This is a genomic window from Candidatus Vagococcus giribetii, assembly GCF_017316185.1.
Classification (GTDB): domain Bacteria; phylum Bacillota; class Bacilli; order Lactobacillales; family Vagococcaceae; genus Vagococcus; species Vagococcus giribetii.
This window is the reverse complement of the sequence record NZ_JAFLVX010000028.1, coordinates 14,448-36,503: the sequence shown is the minus strand read 5'-3', so window position 1 is coordinate 36,503 and position 22,056 is coordinate 14,448. Positions and strand designations below refer to the sequence as shown.

The following is a 22,056-nucleotide window of genomic DNA, read 5'->3' as shown; positions in this document are numbered from 1 at the left end:
CTATTTGAGTAGTCTGTTTTTTTGTTTTATTTAGTTAGGACTGTCACACATTCTACATGAGATGTCTGTGGGAACATGTCGACTGGTTGTACGTAATCAGGTGTATAGCCTAATTCATTGTAAATGCTTAAATCTCTTGCAAATGTTGCTGGATCACAAGACACATATACAATTTTTTCTGGGTTCATTTCCACACTTGCACGAATAAAGCTTTCGCTTAATCCTTTTCTTGGTGGATCTACAATGATAACTGTTGGTTGAATCTCTTCTTTTAGCCACTTATCAAAGATTACTTCTGCTTTTCCAACTTCAAATGCCACATTACTAATGCCATTTATTTCAGCATTTTTCTTCGCATCTTCGATAGCATCTTCAACCATCTCAACACCGTAAACGTGTTTCACTTGTTTAGCTAAAGATAAACCAATTGTTCCAATACCACAATAAGCATCAATCACCACGTCTTGTTCAGTTAACTGAGCACGGTCAATGGCCTCTTGATATAATATTTCAGCTTGTTTTGTGTTGATTTGATAAAATGATTTAGCAGAAATTTGGTATGTATTACCTAGTAATTGATCTTCAATGTAATCTCTACCATATAGAGTCACAAATTCTTTACCAAGAATCACATTATTATTTTCAGTATGAATACTTTGCATAATTGATGTGACATTAGGTACTGCTGCAACAATCTCTTTACAGATTTCTCCAATTTTGAAGATTTTTTTCTTTTTCGTCACAAAAACAATCATTAATTCATTAGTGTAATGACCTTTACGAATAACAATATTTCTTAAATGTCCCGTTTGTTTTTCTTCATCGTATGGTTTAACATTGTAATTTTCTAGGATTGGCTTAATGGAGATTAATGCTTCATCAATAGCTGTTTCTTGGATATAAAAGTCTTCAATCGGAATCAAATCATGACTATTTCTTCTAAAGAAACCTAGTTCCAAACGATCATTTATTTTACGAACTGGGATTTGCGCTTTGTTACGATATTTGAAAGGAACATCCATTCCTTTTGTTTCTTTTACCTCAAGATTGTCAAAACCGCCAATACGCTTAACAGCTTTTTCAACTTGTTGTTGTTTAAAAGCTAATTGAGATTCGTAACTCATGTGGTGTAGTGGAGCAATTCCTGTACGAATTAAATCAGAATCAATATCTTCTACGCGGTCAGCACTTTTTTTCTTCCACTGTAAGACTTTTCCATAAGCAAACTTTTTCGTTGTCTTCAATACTCTAACTTCGACTTCTTCTCCAACAATCGCATTTTCTACAAATATAGGATAAAAATCAACTTTACCAACACCACGGCCATCATGAGTCATATCCTCAATTGTTAACCATAGCTTATCATTTTTTGCAACCGGTACTTCTTTTTTTAATTTTGTCATTAGTTTCTTCCTTTTTATGTTTACTTATCTCCTGAAATGACGCCATCTCCATCGATGTCTTCACTCGTTAATTGTTCTAATTCTTTAATAAAGTAATCTGAAGCCTCTTCCATATCACCTGAAACAGCAGAATCTGGAATCTCATCTAAATTAGCATAGATTTCAATATGTTGTTTCAAGTTTTCAAATGTCATCGGTGCATCTCCACCATACTCACCATCTAAGTTAATCATCATTCTAAAATCTTCATCTAAAGATTCAGCATATAATTTAGACGTTTTCGTGTAAATTAAACGATTATCATTTACGTGTTTACCACCGTTCATCATTAAACCAATCAAATGCATGATTTCTAAAATATTAGCTGTTTTAACAATAATCAATGAGAATTTACCATCATCTAGTTGAGCGTCAGGTGCGATTTGCTCAAAACCACCAATTGAATTTGTTAATCCTAAGAAAAACATAGAGGCTTTGCCAATATATTCTCCTTCATCGTAAACAAGCTTCATATTAATAGGTTTCACTCGAGGTAACATTTCTGCTCCCTTAACTAAATAAGCCAAGTAACCAAAGACACTTTTTAATTGTGATGGTACTTCGTAAGTTAACTCTGTTAAGTTCCCACCTGCAGCGATATTCATAAAGTAAGTATCTCCTGCTTTACCAATATCCGATTTGATAGTTTGATTTTTCAACATGACTTCTGCTGCTTTAACGACATTGTCCCTTGGAATGTGAAGAGCTCTAGCAAAGTCATTAGTTGTTCCTCCTGGAATAATACCCAGTTTAGGACGATTTTCAAGTGGCGCGATACCATTAATAACTTCATTAATGGTACCGTCCCCTCCTGCTGCAACAAGTAAATCAAAACCAGCTAAAGCACAACGTTCTGCCTCTTTTTTGGCTGAAAAAGGTTCAGGTGTTGTAGCATAGGCACTGGATTCGTAACCTGCTTGTTCCATCACATTTAAAATATCAGCTAGATTTTTTTTAAGGATTTCTTTTCCTGATGTGGGGTTGTAAATTAGTCTTGCTTTCATAGCGTTACTCCTTCGTATAAACGGCTTATCTCTTCTCTAACTCTTCAGTTAACAGTTTGTTGACAACACCAGGGTTTGCTTTCCCTTTAGTTGCTTTCATAATTTGTCCGACTAAGAAACCATGAGCACGACCTTTACCGTTTTTAAAGTCTTCGATTGATTGAGCATTACCATCTAAAATTTCATTAATAATGGGTAATAATTGAGCTGGATCTGATAATTGAACCAAACCTTTAGCTTCAACGACTTCTTTAGCTTCTCCACCATTTTCAATTAACTCTTTAAAGACTTTTTTAGCAATTTTAGAACTAATTGTGCCATCCGCGATTAAGTTAAGCATTCCGGCTAAATTACTTGGCGTTAATTTTGTTTCTAGTAATTCTAGTTTTTCACTGTTTAAATAAGCTGATACTTCACCCATTAACCAGTTAGATGCTTGCTTAGCATCTGCGCCTTCTTTAAGAGTTGCATCAAAGAAATCTGACATATCACGTGATAAAGTTAATACCATAGCATCATACTCAGGTAAACCTAATTCATTTACGTAGCGGTTTCTTCTAGCCGCTGGAAGTTCTGGTATACTTTGACGTACTTCTTCTACCCACTCATCAGAAATTTCAATACGAGGAACATCTGGTTCTGGGAAGTAACGATAATCACTTGCGCCTTCTTTAACACGCATTAAAATCGTTGATTTTGTTGCTTCATCATATTTTCTTGTTTCTTGTTGAATTAGCCCACCAGATAATAACACTTTAGCTTGACGTTTTTCTTCATGAATCAAGCCCATTTTCACATTGTTTAGTGAGTTTAAGTTTTTAAGTTCTGCTTTAGTACCAAATTCTTCTTGACCATAAGGGCGTAGAGAGATATTGGCATCACATCTCATAGAACCTTCTTCCATCTTCACATCACTCACACCAGAAAATTGGATAATAGAGCGAATCGCTTCTAAATAAGCATAAGCTTCTTCAGGTGATCTCATATCAGCTTCTGATACAATCTCAATTAAAGGTGTTCCTTGACGGTTTAAATCCACATAAGAGTAACCATCTGTTCCGTGAATATTTTTACCTGCGTCTTCTTCTAAATGAACGCGTTCGATACGAATTCTTTTTGTTTTACCTTCAACTTCAATATCAATCCAACCATCATGACCGATTGGCTCATCTGCTTGAGAGATTTGGTAAGCTTTTGGGTTATCTGGATAAAAATAATTTTTACGATCAAAGTGAGTTGATTGTGAAATCTCACAATTTAGAGCTAAAGCTGCTCTCATTCCAAATTCTAAAGCACCTTTATTCATGACAGGTAATACCCCTGGCATACTAAAGTCAATCACGTTAGTGTTTGTATTAGGATCTGCTCCGAAGTGGGCAGCTGACGTTGAGAAAATTTTTGATTCTGTTTTTAACTCAACATGGACTTCTAATCCAATGACTGTTTCAAAATTCATTATGCGTTACCTCCTAAAATCACAGGTTTTTGTTTGTGAAATTCTGTAGCTTTTTCAAATACATCTGCCACTTGATAGATTTTTTCTTCTTCAAAATAATTACCAATTAACTGTAAACCAATTGGCATTCCTTCTGAAAATCCACATGGTAAACTAATCCCTGGAAGTCCTGCTAAGTTAACTGGAATTGTTAAAATATCTCTCATATAAGCTGTAACAGGATGATCTTTATCTGCACCAAAATCATGGGCAATTGTTGGAGATGATGGTCCTAAAATCAAATCATAATCATTGAATACTTTTTTGAAATCTTCAATGATCAATGTTCTAACTTGACCAGCCTTTTTGAAATACGCATCATAAAAGCCTGAACTCAATGAGAAGGAACCTAACATAATACGACGTTTCACTTCTTCACCAAAACCTTCTGAACGTGAATTAACATAAACATCTTCTAAATTAGTGATGTTTTCTGAGCGATAACCGTAACGGATACCATCAAAACGTTGCAAGTTAGATGATGCTTCAGATGAAGCGATAATGTAGTACACTTGTACTCCGTATTTAGAATGAGGTAAGCTTACTTCTTCAACTGTTGCCCCTAAATGACGTAACGTTTCAATAGCTTCTTCAATTGATTTTCTAACCTCTGAATCTACACCTTCTGACATAAATTCTTTTGGCACACCAATCTTCATTCCTTTAATATCTTGACCAATCAAACTTGAAAAATCTGGAATGACTTGTTTTGAGCTTGTTCCATCTTTAACATCGTGTCCTGAAACAGCATTTAACACTAATGCATTGTCTTCTACAGTTCTTGTCATTGGACCAATTTGGTCTAAACTTGAAGCAAAAGCAATTAAACCATAACGAGAAATACGACCATATGTTGGTTTCATTCCCACAATTCCTGTATAAGAAGCTGGTTGTCTAATACTTCCACCTGTATCTGATCCAAGTGATACTGGGACTTGACCTGATGCCACACTGGCAGCTGATCCACCTGAAGAACCACCTGGTACTTTTGTTTCATTCCACGGATTCACTGTTTTTTTGAAGTATGATGTTTCTGTTCCTGACCCCATAGCGAATTCGTCCATGTTTAATTTACCAACTGGAATCATGCCGTTTTCATATACTTTTGTCATAACAGTTGCATCATAAGGTGGGACAAAATTATAAAGCATTTTACTTGCAGCTGTTGTTAGTAGGTCTTTAGTCACGATATTATCTTTAATTCCAATAGGAATACCAGCTAATGGTTGCGCCTCTGAAGGACCCTTTTCATCTAATTCTTTAGCTAAAGCTAATGCTTGTTCTTCGTTTAATGTAATAAAAGAACCAATTGCTTCATCTGTTCCTTGAATTCGTTTGAAAGAATCTTGTACGACTTCTGTCACAGATACTTCTTTACTTTGGATTTTTTTTGATAACTCTTTAACACTTAATTCATATAAGTTACTCATTATGCTCCTGCCTCCCCATTATCCATAATCGCAGGAACTTTAATAAAGCCATCCTTTGTCTCTGGTACATTGCTTAATAATGCTTCTCTAGATTCACCTTTAAGAGCCACATCTTCTCTTAAAACATTGATTTCTGAGGCCACATTAGAAGTAAATGGAACACCTGTTGTATCCACTTGTTCTAATTCTTCTACCATGTCGATGATATTTCCCATTTGTGCTGTAAACATCTCTAAGTCTTTTTCATCAAAAGACAATTTAGAAAGTTCTGCAACACGCTTTACTTCTTCTTTTGTAATTGCCATATTTTTTCGCTCCTTAATCTACCTATCGTTTTCATCATATCTTACTATTTTAGTTAAGTTCTGTACTATTTTCAATGGCTTCTACCATTTGCGCTTCATTCCATATAGTGATTTCTAATTTTTCAGCCTTTTCTAACTTGCTACCAGCTTCTTCACCTGCCACTACAATATCTGTCTTTTTAGACACGCTACCAGTCACTTTACCACCCAAAGCTTCGATTCTTTCTTTTGCTTCGTTTCGATTAAAGTGAGTTAATTTACCTGTTAAAACAATGGTTTTATCTTTAAAAGGTGAGTCCACATTAGCTATGTCAGCTGCCGTTTGCCCTAGATAATCTGTATTGACACCAGCTTGTTTCAACTCAGCTATGAGTTCTTTAACTTCATCATTTGAAAAGTACTTAACTAGGCTATCAGCAATCACAGGACCAATTGTATCTATAGCACTAATAGCTTCTTGTTCGGCTGCCATAACTCCTTCAATTGATTGGAAGTTTTCTGAAATTAATTTAGCTGCTTTAGCTCCAACATGGTGAATTCCTAAACCAAAGAGTAATTTTTCTAATGAATTGGTTTTACTGTTGCTAATCGCTGTTAAGATATTGTTGGCAGATTTTTCTTTGATTTTATCCAAAGTTAATAGCTCTTCTTCTGTTACCACATATAAATCTGCAACATTCTTAATAATACCTTTGTCATACATTTGCTCTAAAACCCTTGGTCCCAAACCATCTATGTTCATCGCATTTCTCGAAACAAAATGGTTCAATCCTTCTTTGATTTGAGCTGGACACATAGGATTCATACATCTTAAAGCAACTTCTGATTCGATTCGTTCTAATTCTGATTCACAAGTTGGGCAGTGAGTTGGAAATTCATAACTAACACTTGTATCGTCTCTTTTTTCAGTTAAGACACGTGTTACTTCAGGAATAATATCTCCTGCTTTATGAATCATCACATGGTCTAGTAGACGAATATCTTTCTCCATGATTAAATCCATGTTATGCAAACTTGCTCTAGCGACAGTTGTCCCAGCTAGTGAGACAGGATCCATCACAGCAGTTGGTGTCACAACACCTGTTCTTCCTACTGTCCATTCAATATCTCTGATAACTGTTTCTGCTTCTTCTGCAGGGAATTTATAAGCAATTGCCCATCTTGGTGCTTTCACAGTATATCCGATTTCTTGCTGAGCTTGAAAATCATTTACCTTGATAACAATTCCATCAATTTCGTAGTCAAGTTGATGGCGTTTATCACGGAAATTCTCAATATAATCCCAGACTTCATCAATGGATTGGCACAATTTTCTTTCAGAATTAATGTTAAAACCAGTCTTAGCTAAATCAATTAACGAGTCATTTTGTGTCTTAAAGTCAAAAGCTTCAGGAGAAGCAACTGTATAGATAAAAGTACTTAAATTTCTCTTAGCTGTTACCTTTGAATCTAATTGACGTAAACTACCAGCTGCTGCATTTCTTGGATTGGCAAAGACATTGTCTCCATCTGCCTCTCGTTGCTCATTCAATTGAATAAATGATTGCTTAGGCATGTAACACTCGCCACGAACCTCAATATTAAGAGGTTCTTTTAGTTTTAAAGGTATTGATTTAACGGTTTTTAAATTCTGTGTAATATCTTCACCAATAACCCCATCACCACGAGTTGCGCCTTGAACAAATTGACCATTGACGTAACGTAAATTAATAGCAAGTCCATCAATTTTAAGCTCCACCATGTAATCAATGTGTCGATCAGTCAACTTTTTAATTCGTGTATCAAAATCAAGCAAATCATTTTTGTTAAAGGCATTATTCAAACTCATCATTGGAATTTGATGCGTTACTTTATTAAAACCTTGAAGAACCTCGCCACCTACTCGCTGAGTGATCGAGTCAGCCAGAATAAAATCTGGGTTAGCTTGTTCTAAAGTAACTAATTCGTGATACATTTTATCATAATCAGCATCAGATACTTTAGGTTGGTCTATTACATAGTAATCATGAGCCCAATCCGTTAATTGTTTATTTAATGCTTCCATCTTTATTTGAATATCTAGCTTGTCCACTTAATTTCACTTCCTTAATCAACTTTTGTTATTGGCGCAAAAGCTGCTAGTAATCGTTTAATACCTTGTTGAGGAAATGCAATATCTAACTCTAAGTCTTTACTTGTTCCACTTACTTTTACAACAGTACCGACGCCCCATTTTTTGTGTTCAGCTTTATCTCCAGCTTTCCATGAGCTTGCTTCGCCACCGGTTTGCACTTTACTTGATACAACTTTAACATCTGGTTGGACATATGTTTGACGTGCTTTTCTTTCACCAATTGGACTTTGACGTTGAACTTTATTTTCTTGACCATACTGAGTCATCACACTCTCATCAATTTCACCTAAGAAACGAGAAGCACGATTATACTGTGTTCGTCCGTAAAGAGTTCGACTAAAGGCATTGGTTAAGAATAACTGCTCCTCTGCCCGTGTAATACCCACGTATGCCAAGCGTCGTTCTTCTTCTAACTCTTCTTCAGAATCCATCGCACGACTTAAAGGAAAAATACCTTCTTCCATTCCCATTAAGAAGACATATGGAAATTCTAACCCTTTAGCTGCATGTAGGGTCATGAAGGTTACTTGACTTTGGTCATCTTCCAAACTGTCAATATCTGAAACAAGAGCCAAGTCATTTAAGAATAACGTCAATTTATTTGGTTGTTCTTCATCTGAATCAGAGTCATCAGTCACTTCATACTCACCATTTTCAAATCGTTTATCGAATTCTTGTGTCACTGATAAAAACTCATCTAAGTTTTCTAAGCGAGAATGAGCTTCAAGTGTATTTTGTCGTTTCAGATCAGCTTTATAGTCACTTTTTTCTAAAACCTCTTCCACTAATTCCGTCACGCTTAGAAAAGGTATCATTTGTTTAAAGTCTTGAATCATAGCACCAAAACCAGCTAACTCATTACGAGCTTTTCCAGTAATATTGGCCAAATCAACATCAATCGCAGCATGTAATAAAGACCATTCATGCATATTGGCAAAATCACGTAATTTTTGAACTGTTCCTGGACCAATCCCTCGTTTAGGCACATTAACCACTCGTTCAAAACTTAATGAATCCATTTCGTTTGAAATCACATTTAAGTAAGCCAAGATATCACGAATTTCTTTTCGATCGTAAAACTTATGCCCTCCAACCATTTTGTAAGGGATGTTGGCTTTTAAGAACGTTTCTTCAATCACACGACTCATCGCGTTTGTTCGGTATAGAACACAAAAGTCACCGTATTTCTTCCCTGATTCTTGAACTAATTTCTGAATCGTCCCCACAATAAAACGAGTTTCTTCACGTTCAGTATCACCACGGTAATAGATGATTTTCTCACCTTCGTCATTATCTGTCCAAAGGTCTTTTTTCTTACGATTGCCATTGTTTTCAATCACACTATTAGCTGCTTGTAAGATATTTTTAGAAGATCGATAGTTTTGCTCTAACAAAATGGTTTTAGAATCTGGATAATCCTTTTCAAAATCTAAAATATTTTGCATATCCGCACCACGCCAACCATAAATACTTTGGTCAGCATCTCCTACGACACATAAATTATTGAATCGCTTAGCCAGCATGTTAACTAATGTATATTGAGCGTGGTTGGTATCTTGATACTCATCCACATGAATGTATTGAAATTTATTTTGGTAATACTTTAATACATCAGGACTCGTCTCAAACAAGCGAATTGTTAACATAATCAAGTCATCAAAATCCATGGATTGGTTATGTCTTAATTCTTTTTGGTAACGTTTATAACAAGTCGCTACTATTTTTTCAAAAAATCCATTGTAGCGTTCTTCATATTTTTCTGGTGTTAGTAATTCATTTTTTGCATTACTAATCGCACTTAAGATACTTCTTGGATCGTATTTTTTTGGATCAATGTTTTCTTCTTTTAAAATACGCTTCATTAACGTTTGCTGATCACTGCTATCTAAAATCGTAAAGTTACGATTATAACCAATCACATCAACATCACGGCGCAACATTCTCACACACATCGAGTGAAATGTTGATACCCAAACATCCTCGCCCTGTGATCCTAATATTGTCACCACACGCTCTTTCATCTCTCGAGCTGCTTTATTCGTAAAAGTAATCGCTAGAATGTTCCATGGATTAACGTCTTTTTCATTAATGATATAAGCGATACGATGAGTTAACACACGTGTCTTCCCACTACCTGCTCCTGCCATTATTAAAAGCGGTCCCTGGGTATGCATGACTGCTTCTTTTTGTTTTTCATTTAGACCTTTAATCAGGTCCTTGGCATGATTCATCATGTACGAACACCCTTTCTTATCAAATCCTTTCTATTATAGCAAAAAATCCTCAAAATATCTTTCAAAATGAGAAGAAAATCAAGATTTGCAATAACTTAATTCTTTCGCTAAAATGATGAAGACTTATATTTATTTTGGAGGAATTATTATTATGAAAAAACTAATTTTAGGTTTTATCTTATCATCATTTTTAATGGTTGGAGCTGCTTGTTCAACTGATACTACACAAACAACGGCAACAAGTTCAACTGAACAAAAACAACAAACAATAACAGTAACGATGACACTCATTGAAGATGACAAAGAAATTACTTCTAAAGAAATCACCGCTGACAAATCAGCAACTGTTTTAGATATCTTAAAAGCTAATTTTGATGTCAAAGAAGACAAAGGTTTTGTTACATCAATCGATGGAAAAGAGCAAGACGCTAAAGCTAATAAATACTGGATGTACTACATCAACGATAAAGAAGCCGATAAAGGTGCAGGTGAAATGACTGTTGCTGATTCAGATAAAATTGAATGGCGTTTAAATGCATTTAAATAAATCTGTTAAATGGCTAACGACCGCGGCCCTCATGAGCGCCGCAAGCTTTACCGGTAGACTTCTTTTTCAGGCTATTCCAAATGTTCAACCTCTAACAACAATTATTATCATTTGTACCCTTGTTTTTGGTTTTTACTTTGGCAGTACCGTGGCTGTTTTATCAATCGTCATTTCTAATGTATTTTTAGGTATGGGAATTTGGACACTAGCGCAGTTAGCTGCTTTTGTATCTATCTGTGCTTTCACCTACTTCTTAACACCCTTTCTCAAAAAAAAGCCTTTAATTATTTTAGCTATTTACGCCGGCTTAATGGGCTATTGGTTTGGATTTATTATCTCTCTTGTACAAGCACCTTTTTTTGGTATTCAAACATTTTGGGTGTATTACTTACAAGGTGTTCCTTTCGATACTTTTCACGCCATTGGGAATTTTATTTTTTTCCTGATTCTTTATCCTGTATTAACACCACTATTAAAAAAAGTAAAACTATAAAACATCCCATTGAAATCCTAAGACTGATTTCAACGGGATGTTTTATTTGAATTCAATATATAACTGTACTAATTTATCATTTTTAGCTATTTTTTCTTTGTTAAATTCTTCAGAGTCATCCGTATATGCACTCATACTTTGACTTTTATCATTTACCCATTTATACAATAGGTATTTACTACCCACTTTGATTTCTCTTTTATTATCCGCAGCTGAGCTTCCTGACATCCACCCCTCTTCATCTTTTAGCCAAAAAACTTCCGTCGTATTCGATATGGTGCTACCACTATTAGAAGCCAAAGCAATTGTCAATAATTCATCATCTTGGCTAATTCCCCAAACTAAACGTCCCTTTAAAGATTTCTCTTCCTGAGAAAAAGCTATCACAGAGTCATGTTTTTTTAAATCTCCTTGTTCATAATAATCTAAATACACAGTAACCTCTTTTGCTTTAGTATTTAGATCAACAGCTCCGCTATAATTAAAAAGTAGCGAAACATCCGATAACGAACTATCTGCAATTTTCAAGGTTTCTTTATTTGTATCAGGGATTATCCCGTTATCTTTTGGCGGAATCAAACACCCAACTAAAACACCTAAAGAAAAAAGCACGCCCCCTACTATACCAAGCAACCATTTTACTTTTTTATTTCCACTAGTCATCTAACACACCTCTTTCTTATTATAATTATTATACCTTTAAAAAATGAATATAACAAAAAACCAAGGCGAGTATTCACCTTGGCTCTAAGAATTAATTATTCAGCTGATTTTTTCTTTTTAGCAGCTTTTTCACGTTCTGATTTGTTTAAGATTTTCTTTCTTAAACGGATGCTTTCTGGAGTTACCTCACAGAATTCGTCGTCATTTAAGAATTGTAATGATTCTTCTAATGAAAGAATTTTTGGTTTTTTGATAACTGAAGTTTGGTCTTTATTTGCAGAACGAACGTTAGTCATTTGTTTTGCTTTCGTGATATTAACACCTAAGTCATTTTCACGAGAGTTTTGACCAACAATCATACCTTCATATACTTCAGTACCTGGAGCTACGTAAACAGTTCCACGTTCTTCAATACTCATGATACTGTATGTTGTTGCTTTACCTTGGTCGATAGAAACTAGGGCACCATTACGACGACCACTTACTAAACCAGAAATAACTGGTAAGTATGAATCGAATGTATGGTTCATAATTCCGTATCCACGAGTTAATGACATGAATTCAGTTGAGTAACCAATTAATCCACGAGCAGGAGCTAAGAAGATTAAACGTACTTGACCGTTTCCGTTGTTAATCATATCTTGCATTTCAGCTTTACGAGTACCTAATGACTCAATAACGCCACCCATGTATTCTTCTGGAGTATCAATTTGAACTCTTTCAAATGGCTCACATAAAGTACCATCGATTTCACGGTAGATAACTGTAGGACGAGATACTTGTAACTCAAATCCTTCACGACGCATGTTTTCGATTAAGATTGATAAATGAAGTTCCCCACGACCTGAAACAGTCCATTTATCTGGTGAATCAGTTTCTTCAACTTTTAATGACACATCTGTTTGTAATTGGTTTTGTAGACGTTCTTCAATTTTTCTAGCTGTTACGTATTTACCTTCGCGACCTGCAAATGGTGAATTGTTAACTAAGAAAGTCATTTGAAGTGTTGGCTCGTCAATAAATAATACTGGTAAAGCTTCTTGATGTTCAACTGGTGTAACAGTTTCTCCAACGAAGATGTCTTCCATACCAGAAACGGCAATTAAGTCACCTGATTTAGCTTCTTGAATTTCAACACGTTCTAATCCTAAAAAACCTAATAATTTAGTAACACGGAATTTCTTCACTTCGCCATCAAGTTTCATTAAGGCAACTTGGTCACCAACTTTGATTGTTCCACGGAACACACGTCCAATACCAATACGACCAACATAATCGTTGTAGTCTAATAATGATACTTGGAATTGTAATGGCTCATCACTATTATCAACTGGAGCTGGGATATGATCTAAGATAGCATCATAAATATAGTCCATTGTTTCTTCTTGATCTGCAGGGTTGTCAGATGGGCTAGAAGTTCCGTTTACAGCTGAAGCGTAAACAACTGGGAATTCTAATTGGTCATCATCTGCGCCTAATTCAATTAATAACTCTAATACTTCATCTACTACTTCTTCAGGACGAGCAGTTGGTTTATCAATTTTGTTAACAACAACGATTGGTGTTAATTTTTGCTCTAAAGCTTTTTTCAATACAAAACGTGTTTGAGGCATTGTTCCTTCATAGGCATCTACGACTAAAACAACTCCGTCAACCATTTTCATAATACGTTCAACTTCTCCACCAAAGTCCGCATGTCCTGGTGTATCTAAGATGTTGATGTGTTTATCTTTGTAGTTGATCGCTGTATTTTTCGCTAAAATTGTAATACCACGTTCTTGCTCAATTTCACCTGAGTCCATGGCACGTTCTTGAATTTGTGTGTGTCCATCTAATGTATCTGATTGTTTTAATAACTCGTTAACCAATGTTGTTTTACCGTGGTCAACGTGGGCAATAATTGCCACATTACGAATATCTTCTCTTAATTTCACTATTGTAGATTCTCCTCACTCTTATAAAAGCAATTAGATAAACGATTTTATCTAATTTTACCGACTAGTCATTATAACAAAAAAAAGCAATGAAAAAAAGTGAAAAGTTTTCATTTCCTCACTTTTTTTTGAAAAACTTAAAGATTAAACATATCTTCGTAAGCTTTTTTTGTTGCAACGACAAAATATTGACGCTCTCCTAATATATCATAAGCTTCACCATTTAGCTTGGAATGTACTAATCCAAGGGGTTTTCCTAGAGCAACTCCTGCTGCAAAGTCCCAAGGTGAAAGATTAGATAAATAAGCGACTTGTTTGCCTCGAAGCACACTTAAAAAATCTAAGCCAGCACAACCAAAAATTCGAACACCTACAGCTTCTGAGCCAATTTTTTGTGTGTTCAAAATATCTTTAGCAAACATGGTACTATTTGTTCCAATCAAACCATCTCTTAAGCCTAAGTTCGGTACAGGAGGCAATACTTCTCCATTTAGAAAGACACCTGTATCTGCTCCACCGTAGGCAAACTCATCTTTGATTACATTATAAATAAACCCTAATACTGGCTCATTATTTTCGAATATACCAATCATGATACAAAAATTTTCTTGTTGTTTGACAAAATTTAGTGTCCCATCAATAGGGTCAATAATCCAAATACGGCCATCTGTTGATTCTAATGTATCACCTAAGCCCTCTTCACCTAATATCTGATCATCAGGGTAATGGGTACGGATTTTCTCGACTAAAAAAGCTTCTGTCTCTTTATCAACATTCGTCACTAAATCATGGCGATTGCTTTTTTCTTCAACAAACACCTGACCCTTAAGTTTTTCTTTGACTTGTGTTGCAGCTTCTTCAATCCACGACTTAACTTCTTCCATTAACGCTTTTTGACTCATTAGTTAAAATCCTTTCCGTTTAACCAACCTGTTTTTTGTTGACGCGCTTGTTTGACTACATGATAAAGAGAATAACCTGATACCTCTTCAAATTCTCTGCCTAATTGACGCTCTTCACCAATGCTTTTAACAACTGCTTTAAACTGAGTATACGTTTTAAGAAAATCTTCTGCTTTCACTTTTTTCTCGTACGCTTCTTCTAACACGCTCCACATGTTAACGACTGAAATCATCTCTTCAGTGGACCATTCAGGATTAAGCGGATAATTGTAATTGTCTGACATAACTTCACCTGTTCTTCTTTTAATAATAAACTATACCAAGTGTATCAGACAACGAAAAAGTGAGCAATCATTATTGATTACTCACTTTAATCTATTTCATTTAATCAGGTTGTTGATCTGGAAAACTAATTGTGAAGGTTGTTCCTTCATTGACTTGACTCTCCACATGAATCGTTCCTCCATGAAGGCGTACCAATTGATCAACAATAGATAAACCTAAACCCGATTCACCATATTTCGTATTTTTACGAGAAGGATCAGCCTTATAGTATCTGTCCCAAATATTTTTAACTTGGTCCTCAGTCATACCAATACCTGTGTCAGAAATACTCACAACGGTTTCCATGTAGCCTCTTGAGACATTAATCGTCACTTGACCATCTTCTGTAAACTGGATAGCATTTGTAATTACATTAACCATCACTTGAACAAACCGGTCATAATCAGCGTACACGTCAACAGGCTCAACTGTTTCTAAAACAAGTTTATCATTTTTATCATTTGCCTTATTCGTTAATTGTTCTACGATTGTTTCTAAAATTTCTGTCGCATTTAATTTTTGAATCGCAATTGAAATCTGATTCGTCAATATTTTCTCATAATCGAGGTTTTCGTTAACTAATCTGATTAAGCGTTTGGTTTCGTTTTGCATCAAACTAATACAACGGTCTTTTTGATTTTCAGGGATCGCATTAAATGCTAGACCTTCTAATAAACCATTAATTGTTGTTAAAGGCGTTCTCATCTCATGAGCCACATCTGCCATAAAATTGCGACGCCGCTCTTCTTGCCGCTCGATCTCAATATGAGACTCTTTTAGTACCACAGCCATCTGATTAAAGTCTTCAGCTAAATCATCTAGTTCATCGTTATTTTTCACTTCTAGGTGAACATCAAAGTTCCCTTCAGCAATTTGTTTAGTCGCTTTTCGCATGCGGTTAATTCGATTAACCTGGAACTTAGCTAAAATATAACTAATAATTAACGCGATAACCGTAGAAATAATAAAGCCTTTAAATAAATTCTGAGTTAAAAGTCCCACACTTTCTTCAATACTACTATTTGGCTGCCAAACAAGGAGTAACCCTTCAAAAGCTAAGTTAGGTGTTGAAAAAAGCGGTTGGATATGAACAGCCATAGAGGTTTTCTTTTCACCAATCGTACTATTGACTACTGTTTTTTTAATCGCTTGACCACTTTCCTTCATATCTTTTAACTCTTTGTCTGAAATCACACTTTTTAAGCTTGCTCCTTCAATATCAGGAGGATAAGTCGCTACTCTATCTGGTGTCAGTAAGTAGAAGAAAATATTTTGATTTTTAGCCACAGCGCTTGTTGTGTCTAAAGATTCTTTTAAATTCCAGCCGTAATCACGCATGTTGTTGGTGACAGTATCTGAATATTTTTCTAATTGCTCATAGCTCGTTTCCTTAACTGTAGTTTTGGTGAACTGAGTAAAGAACATCCCAAAAATAAGTAGTACAGTCAAAATGATTGCAAAAAAAGCAATCATTTGCTGAAGTAGATAGCGCATTAGGCACCGACTCCAGAATCATCAAATTTATAACCAACGCCCCAAACTGTTTGGATCACTTGAGGACCGACTTTTTCGATTTTTTGGCGAAGTTTTTTAATATGAGCATCTACTGTTCGCTCGTCACCAAAGTATTGATAATCCCAAACAAGTTCTAATAATTTTTCTCTTGAAAAGACTTGACGTGGTTTTTTAGCTAAGGTTAATAATAAATCGAATTCTTTAGGTGTTAACCCTTCAACAAGCTTGTCATCTAAATAAGCTTCTCGTGTTTTTGTATTCATTTTAAAATGTTCAGTCACAACATCAAAAGCTTCATCAATTCCATTAGCAGCTTGAGGTGACTCATCAACTAATATCGCACGACGATGCAACGCTTTAATTCTGGCAATTAATGTGATAGGACTAAATGGTTTAGTCACATAATCATCAGCTCCCATTTCTAGTCCAATAATTTGATCACTTTCTGAATCTCTGGCAGTTAACATAATAATCGGCACAGATGGAGACACTTTTCTAATTTCACGACAAACCGTCACACCGTCCATTGTTGGTAAATTCAAATCTAATGTAATCATATCCCAACTTTCTGGAGCAGTTAAAAATTCGTCTAGTCCGTCTTTGCCATCATATTTAAAGGTAACATCCCATTCTTCATTTAAAAAAAACATTTTCATCATTTCTGATACTGATTCATTATCTTCAATCATTAACAATTTCATTTTTATTTCGCTCCTTCTTCTTGATCAATAAAAATCTCTAATTTTTTTTCAACCATGTAAAATACTCGAGTGATAGGAATAATAATTAAAAACAACTCAATAATAAAGAATTGTAATAGACCTAATTGTTTCAGAGTAAACCCAATGGCAAATGTAATCAGCCCAATGATTAAAAAAGCTTTACTTGCTTCCTTTTGAGCGTAAGCAAAACTAGCATCGCTAAACTTTGCTCTTGGCGTTCTATAGCCATATTTATTACTTCTCTTTTGTGAGGGGAAGATCAAATAAAGAGCTCCCACAACTGTTAAGATTAATCCAATAAAATAAAATATCATTTTTACACCAACCTAATTTAATACTTCTATTATACTATTTATTCGTCACTTCTGAAATAAAGATTTCTCAAAAGATTAACTATCTGTTTTACATAATAATAAACAAATATGAAATTTCCATGAAATTATCATAGTTATTACTTGATATTAAGAAAACGATGTGGTAAATTAACTGTAGGAATTTTGTTACCATGAGAGTTTATGCCTTTCTTACCAAAAGAAACAATCGAAAGGAGAATGTATTATGGTATTTAACAATCAAGCAATTCAATATCGTATTACCTTAGACACTGAGGCGAATATTTTTGTTGTATTTGATGCTAACAATGAAAACATTTCAGCTCAAGGCAATACTATTGAAGAAGCAAAAAACAAATTAAATCAACTAGTTAAGGAGTAATCAACTGTGGAAGATTCCAGCTATTGACGAAGGTATTCAAACATTTCAGTATGTGTGGATACCTTTTTGTTATGCAAAAAAACAATTTTAAGGTTAATCTTCCTTAAAATTGCTAATTTTTTTCCGCTTAGAAAAGCGACTGTATTTCTTATAAGGATACGGTATAGCACGGTTAATACCAAATGCAATCAACATACCAATAAAACTATCCACGACACGATCAAACGCATAAGCATAGGATTGTGACTCAGGAATCATGAAAAGAATCGTCAGTAAAGTCGCACACGCTCCAACAGTTCCCTCATAATTTTTAGTCGATGATAAAATGCCGATTAACAAAATAATTAACAACGGAATGGCGATTAATTGAACTAACTTGCCATCACCAAACGTCTTAAAAATAAAAATCGCCACAACCGAAAATAATGCCCCCAAGACATTACCTACTACACGATGTCTACCAAACTTCACCGTATTGTACATATCCTCACGCAACGTAAAAATAGCCGTAATAGACGATACCACATAAGTTTCTCGATTAAAGATGAAACTTATCAAGATACAAAAAAAGACACTCAAACCGGTCTTAATGGTTCTCATACCAATTCTCAACTAAATCCAAACCCTACTTTCTTGAATAAATAAACAGCCAACTCCTAAAAGATGACTGTCTTCTAACTCATATTCTAATCCTTAGTGAAAAAAATTGCAAACGAACTTTTAAGCTCTTAAGATTTTCTCCATCTTTTTCCCTTTTGCTAATTCATCAACCAGTTTGTCCATGTAGCGGATTTTTTGCATAAGGGGATCTTCTATTTCTTCGACTCGGCAACCGCAAATAACACCAGTAATCAACGACGCGTTCGGATTTATTTTAGGTGCCTTGTCAAAAAAATCACGTAAACTCTCCCCCGATGTCATAATACTCTCTAATCCCTCTTTATTAAAACCCGTCAACCAAGTAATCACTTGATCTAATTCTTGTTGATTTCGACCTTTTTTCTCAATTTTAGTCAGATACAAGGGGTAGATACTTGCAAAAGACATAGAAAACACTTTATGTTCAGTCATAATTAGTCCACTCTCTCTTTCACTTGAACAGTGACTTGATCACCAATATCCTTATTCAGTGCTTTTCTGATATCTTTTCGAATCCCTATGATGTAACAAATACTGCCATCTGGATGTTTGACACCCATATTAACAATACTTCCTTCATAAGCTTCTGTATCAAAAAGAACACTCACTTTCACTCGTCCTTTACCAAACTCTTCTCGAATGTCATAAGGAAATACCACATAGGCTCCACCTTTTCCAATCTCTGAAGCCACGATTTCTGTTGTGTAGGTATACGTTTGAGACAAAAGACTCACCCTTTCTTATTTTGGAACTTTTGGTAGCTTTCAATCCACTCTTCCATAGACATTTTAGAAACTAATTCTCCGATTAACTCATAAGGGATATGCTTTACATTAGTCATTCGAATACAGCTTTTTCCCATGTTTAATTTCGTTGGAACAACTTTAGCATATTCTTCTTGAAACCATTGAAGTAGCTCTTTATTCCCCATAATACCTAAATGATATAGAGCTAAATGCCTCTTCTGTGCACCTAGAGAAATAAAGGGTAACGGTTCATCGACTCGATTTAGATAACCTTCTGGAAAAACATCTAGAGGTACAGCATAAGTAATCATGCCATATTGAAACACTTCCTCAAAGCCTTCAGGGATATTCTCCCTAACCACTTCCACTAATTTATTAAAAGCAACTTGTCTATTTTCATCTATCCCTTGAATATATTCTTCAATTTCCGACATACGTCACCCAACCTTCTATATTATTCATATGATAAATATAGCATGAAACATCAAAAAAGTAACAGATTACTTTTTCAAGAAAAATAACCTGTTACTCCCATTTTATTTAAATAAGTTTGAAAAGAAGTCCTTAATTCCTTGCCAGAATTTTCCAAAGCCACTTTTTGCTTTTTCTACATTTTCATCTGACAACAAACTGTCTTTGAACTCTTTTCCATTTTTTACTAAATCATCTTTAAAACTAGACAATTGCTTAGCCATCTCTGAATCATTGATACCATCTGTATGAGTAAATGCAACCATGTTGTTAACAATGTCTTGTTGTTGCTCTGGAGAGATTGCTTCTGTTAACCCATTGTTATTAATTTGTTGAACAACAACAGTTTCAACTTCTTTGACACGCTCATTTTCACTCATTTTACTTAATTTATCATTTATTTTTTGAAGCTCTAATTGAATATCTGCTAGCATTACTAAGATATTTTCTGATGAATAATTTTTGTTATCTTGATTAGCAGCATCAATCCCAGCAACTACTTGCATTTGATCTTGAGCTACTTCTCTTTTTTCATCACGGCTTTTTTGATCTGTCGCATCACTTGCTGGGTCTACTTCATCGTAAATTTTGTAAATCCCTGCTAAAGCACCGCTTCCGTCCATAGTACGAACACTCCCAATACGAATATACGCATCATAAACACCACTAGTAATAGCCGCTGAACGGTACATCGCTTCTGTTCGTGATGTAATGTTTTCTGGTGTGACAATATCCACTGTTACACCTGTGCCAGATTTTGTACGAGCAATCAAAGCACTTGAGTATGCTTTTGAATTACTAGTGAATTCTGGAATATCTGTCACATATTTCACTAAATCATTACCATCAACTACATAATCATTATGCTTAGTTGTATCCGTCCCTTTTAATTCTTTTACTTTATCCAAATCTTTCATTAAGATTTCTTTTGTCTTAGCTTGTTCCGCTTCTGTTAACCCATTACCTAAAGCGATATTGGGTACGTCCCAACCTTCGTCTTTAGCTTTCTCTTCAGCAAACGACTGAGATGCCCAGCCTAAACTACCAAAAAGCATTAATCCTAAGGTTATTAGTTTAATTTTTTTCATAAAAACCTCCATTAAATATCTTTAATACAAGTTCATTGTATCAACCAAGAGTTATTTTTGCATCCGACTGAAGTAGGGTTTTAACAAAAATTCAGATTATTTTAATAAAAACTAAAGGTTTTTTAGTTACTTACTCAAAAAAACAGAACCTATTTTTCTAGGCTCTGTTTTAGTTTAGTTATTTTTTCTTTTTACGACGTTTCTTTCTTTTCTTTTTACTAGCTTTTTGTTTCTTCACGACAAACAGTATGATACCACCTAAAACGATAACATTTAGGGCAATCAATAACCAAATCCACCAACTTAATCCTTGCTTTTCAGGCAACTGTGTATCTGTATCATTTAACTTTTTAGCTTCTTTATTATCTACGGTAAAGTCAGCAGTCAAGTCCCACTCCTGCATATCACCATCATCAGCTGAACTTTTACCTGATACATGAGCACGGTACTCATAATCTCCTGGTTTTAACTTCTCACCATTTAAAAAAACTGGAAACTTCATTGTGGAATTCGGTGCCATTTGCATATTTTCTTTCTTCATTTGAAAGGCTACTTTTTCTGATTTCTTATCAACAATATCAACACTAATTGCCATATCGTTCAAGAAAATACCCGCAACATTTCGAATCTCTGCTGAGATAGCACTTTTTGAATTCAACTGAGTTGGAGCAACTTTTCCAATAGCTAGTTCAGGTTCAAGTAAAATTTCCGAATCTTGTTGCACGAGTAGCGCTACTACATAAGAAAATTTATTTTTGACACCTGTTTGGCTAGTTAGAGCTTTTGTCCCACCTGGATTTTTCTCTTCAAAAGTCAATCCACCAGCCACTATCCCTTCCATGCGAGCTTCAAGCATTGCAACTTCTATATCTACAGTTTGTTCTGATTTTGGAGGAAGTTTAATGTCTTTTTCCATCTTCACCATATCGGCTAAATCATATTGAAGTGACGCATCTGCATCGCTTTTATTATCGCTGTAATCAACAACTCCATTGACATTCGTTTTAGCACTTGAAACCCAAGCGCTAAGTTCAACTTCTGTGTCTTTTGTATTTTTAAGTTTAACTTGAATCGTCTGTTTTTGCCCTTCTTTCATCAATAGATGAAAATAACCGCTTGATTGATCTAATTGATTTTTAGGGAAAACAGGCTCTACTGAAAAACCAACTTCATTACCATGAGCAGTAACACCTGAACTTAACAAAGAACCAATCAACACTGCCATTACGAGTAAAGACTTCTTAAAAAAATTCATTTTTTCTTCCTTCCACTAAT

General features: G+C 35.0%; 23 protein-coding genes. 3 read left to right on the top strand and 20 right to left on the bottom strand.

All coding sequences use genetic code 11. The annotated features are described in order from the left end of the window. Positions 1-26: 26 nt before the first annotated feature. The 7 genes from rlmD to pcrA are packed head-to-tail and all read right to left on the bottom strand — an operon-like array spanning position 27 to position 10,023. The gene (gene rlmD / locus DOK76_RS10820; protein ID WP_206967671.1) at positions 27-1,403 is read right to left on the bottom strand and encodes a 23S rRNA (uracil(1939)-C(5))-methyltransferase RlmD; all 1,377 of its coding nucleotides are present in this window, start codon (positions 1,401-1,403) and stop codon (positions 27-29) included. Between the two features lie 20 nt (positions 1,404-1,423). After that, positions 1,424-2,446, bottom strand: a complete 1,023-nt coding sequence (locus tag DOK76_RS10815; protein WP_206967669.1) for a diacylglycerol kinase — start codon at positions 2,444-2,446, stop codon at positions 1,424-1,426. Positions 2,447-2,471: 25 nt separating this feature from the next. After that, positions 2,472-3,902: an Asp-tRNA(Asn)/Glu-tRNA(Gln) amidotransferase subunit GatB gene (gene gatB / locus DOK76_RS10810; RefSeq protein ID WP_206967668.1), complete on the bottom strand. Its 1,431-nt coding sequence runs from the start codon at positions 3,900-3,902 to the stop codon at positions 2,472-2,474. Next, entirely contained in the window at positions 3,902-5,371 is a 1,470-nt protein-coding gene (gene gatA, locus DOK76_RS10805; RefSeq protein ID WP_206967666.1) for an Asp-tRNA(Asn)/Glu-tRNA(Gln) amidotransferase subunit GatA, read from the bottom strand. The genes gatB and gatA overlap by 1 nt, the downstream gene beginning before the upstream one ends. Next, positions 5,371-5,676 carry an Asp-tRNA(Asn)/Glu-tRNA(Gln) amidotransferase subunit GatC gene (gatC, locus tag DOK76_RS10800; protein WP_206967664.1) on the bottom strand — a complete coding sequence of 102 codons (306 nt, stop codon included), beginning with the start codon at positions 5,674-5,676 and terminating at the stop codon, positions 5,371-5,373. The genes gatA and gatC overlap by 1 nt, the downstream gene beginning before the upstream one ends. Positions 5,677-5,725: 49 nt before the next feature. Then, positions 5,726-7,747 (bottom strand): NAD-dependent DNA ligase LigA, encoded by a 2,022-nt coding sequence (gene ligA / locus DOK76_RS10795; RefSeq protein WP_502361286.1) that lies wholly within the window; start codon positions 7,745-7,747, stop codon positions 5,726-5,728. Positions 7,748-7,761: 14 nt separating this feature from the next. Further along, complete coding sequence (gene pcrA, locus DOK76_RS10790; RefSeq protein ID WP_441006655.1) at positions 7,762-10,023, bottom strand: DNA helicase PcrA; 2,262 nt, start codon at positions 10,021-10,023, stop codon at positions 7,762-7,764. A 151-nt stretch (positions 10,024-10,174) separates the two neighbouring features. Here pcrA and DOK76_RS10785 point away from each other — a divergent pair, with 151 nt between their 5' ends. Continuing rightward, a complete protein-coding gene (locus DOK76_RS10785; RefSeq protein ID WP_206967662.1) occupies positions 10,175-10,570 on the top strand; it encodes a DUF4430 domain-containing protein in 396 nt (131 codons plus the stop codon). Continuing rightward, complete coding sequence (locus DOK76_RS10780) at positions 10,557-11,063, top strand: ECF transporter S component (RefSeq protein ID WP_242542289.1); 507 nt, start codon at positions 10,557-10,559, stop codon at positions 11,061-11,063. Before DOK76_RS10785 ends, DOK76_RS10780 begins: the two co-directional genes overlap by 14 nt. Positions 11,064-11,105: 42 nt before the next feature. Here DOK76_RS10780 and DOK76_RS10775 read toward each other — a convergent pair whose 3' ends face one another. The 7 genes from DOK76_RS10775 to DOK76_RS10745 form a co-directional block, all read right to left on the bottom strand. After that, on the bottom strand, positions 11,106-11,726 hold the full coding sequence (locus DOK76_RS10775; RefSeq protein WP_206967660.1) for a YgaN family protein: 621 nt from the start codon (positions 11,724-11,726) through the stop codon (positions 11,106-11,108). 95 nt (positions 11,727-11,821) lie between these two features. Next, positions 11,822-13,660: a translational GTPase TypA gene (typA, locus tag DOK76_RS10770; protein WP_206967658.1), complete on the bottom strand. Its 1,839-nt coding sequence runs from the start codon at positions 13,658-13,660 to the stop codon at positions 11,822-11,824. Positions 13,661-13,797: 137 nt separating this feature from the next. Beyond that, on the bottom strand, positions 13,798-14,562 hold the full coding sequence (locus tag DOK76_RS10765; RefSeq protein ID WP_206967656.1) for an inositol monophosphatase family protein: 765 nt from the start codon (positions 14,560-14,562) through the stop codon (positions 13,798-13,800). Continuing rightward, positions 14,562-14,846, bottom strand: coding sequence for a UPF0223 family protein (locus tag DOK76_RS10760; RefSeq protein ID WP_206967654.1), 285 nt, complete (start codon positions 14,844-14,846; stop codon positions 14,562-14,564). Before DOK76_RS10760 ends, DOK76_RS10765 begins: the two co-directional genes overlap by 1 nt. 100 nt (positions 14,847-14,946) lie before the next feature. Next, on the bottom strand, positions 14,947-16,380 hold the full coding sequence (locus DOK76_RS10755) for an ATP-binding protein (RefSeq protein ID WP_206967652.1): 1,434 nt from the start codon (positions 16,378-16,380) through the stop codon (positions 14,947-14,949). Next, complete coding sequence (locus DOK76_RS10750; protein WP_206967650.1) at positions 16,380-17,102, bottom strand: winged helix-turn-helix domain-containing protein; 723 nt, start codon at positions 17,100-17,102, stop codon at positions 16,380-16,382. Before DOK76_RS10750 ends, DOK76_RS10755 begins: the two co-directional genes overlap by 1 nt. A 2-nt stretch (positions 17,103-17,104) precedes the next feature. After that, on the bottom strand, positions 17,105-17,437 hold the full coding sequence (locus DOK76_RS10745; RefSeq protein WP_206967648.1) for an SdpI family protein: 333 nt from the start codon (positions 17,435-17,437) through the stop codon (positions 17,105-17,107). A 244-nt stretch (positions 17,438-17,681) separates the two neighbouring features. Between DOK76_RS10745 and DOK76_RS10740 the strand changes: the two genes are divergently transcribed. Then, positions 17,682-17,837, top strand: a complete 156-nt coding sequence (locus DOK76_RS10740; protein ID WP_206967646.1) for a hypothetical protein — start codon at positions 17,682-17,684, stop codon at positions 17,835-17,837. Between the two features lie 93 nt (positions 17,838-17,930). Here DOK76_RS10740 and DOK76_RS10735 read toward each other — a convergent pair whose 3' ends face one another. From DOK76_RS10735 to DOK76_RS10710, 6 genes are all read right to left on the bottom strand, one after another. Continuing rightward, the gene (locus DOK76_RS10735) at positions 17,931-18,437 is read right to left on the bottom strand and encodes an FUSC family protein (protein WP_206967644.1); all 507 of its coding nucleotides are present in this window, start codon (positions 18,435-18,437) and stop codon (positions 17,931-17,933) included. Positions 18,438-18,557: 120 nt separating this feature from the next. Next, positions 18,558-18,908, bottom strand: a complete 351-nt coding sequence (locus tag DOK76_RS10730; RefSeq protein WP_206967643.1) for a DUF2200 domain-containing protein — start codon at positions 18,906-18,908, stop codon at positions 18,558-18,560. 2 nt (positions 18,909-18,910) lie between these two features. Then, the gene (locus DOK76_RS10725) at positions 18,911-19,201 is read right to left on the bottom strand and encodes a DUF1905 domain-containing protein (protein ID WP_206967641.1); all 291 of its coding nucleotides are present in this window, start codon (positions 19,199-19,201) and stop codon (positions 18,911-18,913) included. Between the two features lie 5 nt (positions 19,202-19,206). Continuing rightward, positions 19,207-19,656, bottom strand: a complete 450-nt coding sequence (locus tag DOK76_RS10720) for a DUF1801 domain-containing protein (RefSeq protein ID WP_206967639.1) — start codon at positions 19,654-19,656, stop codon at positions 19,207-19,209. 102 nt (positions 19,657-19,758) lie between these two features. Then, entirely contained in the window at positions 19,759-20,781 is a 1,023-nt protein-coding gene (locus DOK76_RS10715; RefSeq protein ID WP_206967637.1) for a DUF1002 domain-containing protein, read from the bottom strand. 178 nt (positions 20,782-20,959) lie between these two features. Continuing rightward, entirely contained in the window at positions 20,960-22,036 is a 1,077-nt protein-coding gene (locus tag DOK76_RS10710) for a WxLIP family cell surface protein (RefSeq protein WP_206967635.1), read from the bottom strand. Between the last annotated feature and the right edge of the window lie 20 nt (positions 22,037-22,056).

What these genes read in the sequence shown, in the direction of transcription:
- rlmD (WP_206967671.1), bottom strand. Translation starts at nt 1,403, where the DNA reads ATGACAAAATTAAAAAAAGAAGTACCGGTTGCAAAAAATGATAAGCTA.
- DOK76_RS10815 (WP_206967669.1), bottom strand. Translation starts at nt 2,446, where the DNA reads ATGAAAGCAAGACTAATTTACAACCCCACATCAGGAAAAGAAATCCTT.
- gatB (WP_206967668.1), bottom strand. Translation starts at nt 3,902, where the DNA reads ATGAATTTTGAAACAGTCATTGGATTAGAAGTCCATGTTGAGTTAAAA.
- gatA (WP_206967666.1), bottom strand. Translation starts at nt 5,371, where the DNA reads ATGAGTAACTTATATGAATTAAGTGTTAAAGAGTTATCAAAAAAAATC.
- gatC (WP_206967664.1), bottom strand. Translation starts at nt 5,676, where the DNA reads ATGGCAATTACAAAAGAAGAAGTAAAGCGTGTTGCAGAACTTTCTAAA.
- pcrA (WP_441006655.1), bottom strand. Translation starts at nt 10,023, where the DNA reads ATGATGAATCATGCCAAGGACCTGATTAAAGGTCTAAATGAAAAACAA.
- DOK76_RS10785 (WP_206967662.1), top strand. Translation starts at nt 10,175, where the DNA reads ATGAAAAAACTAATTTTAGGTTTTATCTTATCATCATTTTTAATGGTT.
- DOK76_RS10780 (WP_242542289.1), top strand. Translation starts at nt 10,557, where the DNA reads ATGCATTTAAATAAATCTGTTAAATGGCTAACGACCGCGGCCCTCATG.
- DOK76_RS10775 (WP_206967660.1), bottom strand. Translation starts at nt 11,726, where the DNA reads ATGACTAGTGGAAATAAAAAAGTAAAATGGTTGCTTGGTATAGTAGGG.
- DOK76_RS10765 (WP_206967656.1), bottom strand. Translation starts at nt 14,562, where the DNA reads ATGAGTCAAAAAGCGTTAATGGAAGAAGTTAAGTCGTGGATTGAAGAA.
- DOK76_RS10760 (WP_206967654.1), bottom strand. Translation starts at nt 14,846, where the DNA reads ATGTCAGACAATTACAATTATCCGCTTAATCCTGAATGGTCCACTGAA.
- DOK76_RS10755 (WP_206967652.1), bottom strand. Translation starts at nt 16,380, where the DNA reads ATGCGCTATCTACTTCAGCAAATGATTGCTTTTTTTGCAATCATTTTG.
- DOK76_RS10750 (WP_206967650.1), bottom strand. Translation starts at nt 17,102, where the DNA reads ATGAAATTGTTAATGATTGAAGATAATGAATCAGTATCAGAAATGATG.
- DOK76_RS10745 (WP_206967648.1), bottom strand. Translation starts at nt 17,437, where the DNA reads ATGATATTTTATTTTATTGGATTAATCTTAACAGTTGTGGGAGCTCTT.
- DOK76_RS10740 (WP_206967646.1), top strand. Translation starts at nt 17,682, where the DNA reads ATGGTATTTAACAATCAAGCAATTCAATATCGTATTACCTTAGACACT.
- DOK76_RS10735 (WP_206967644.1), bottom strand. Translation starts at nt 18,437, where the DNA reads ATGAGAACCATTAAGACCGGTTTGAGTGTCTTTTTTTGTATCTTGATA.
- DOK76_RS10730 (WP_206967643.1), bottom strand. Translation starts at nt 18,908, where the DNA reads ATGACTGAACATAAAGTGTTTTCTATGTCTTTTGCAAGTATCTACCCC.
- DOK76_RS10720 (WP_206967639.1), bottom strand. Translation starts at nt 19,656, where the DNA reads ATGTCGGAAATTGAAGAATATATTCAAGGGATAGATGAAAATAGACAA.
- DOK76_RS10715 (WP_206967637.1), bottom strand. Translation starts at nt 20,781, where the DNA reads ATGAAAAAAATTAAACTAATAACCTTAGGATTAATGCTTTTTGGTAGT.
- DOK76_RS10710 (WP_206967635.1), bottom strand. Translation starts at nt 22,036, where the DNA reads ATGAATTTTTTTAAGAAGTCTTTACTCGTAATGGCAGTGTTGATTGGT.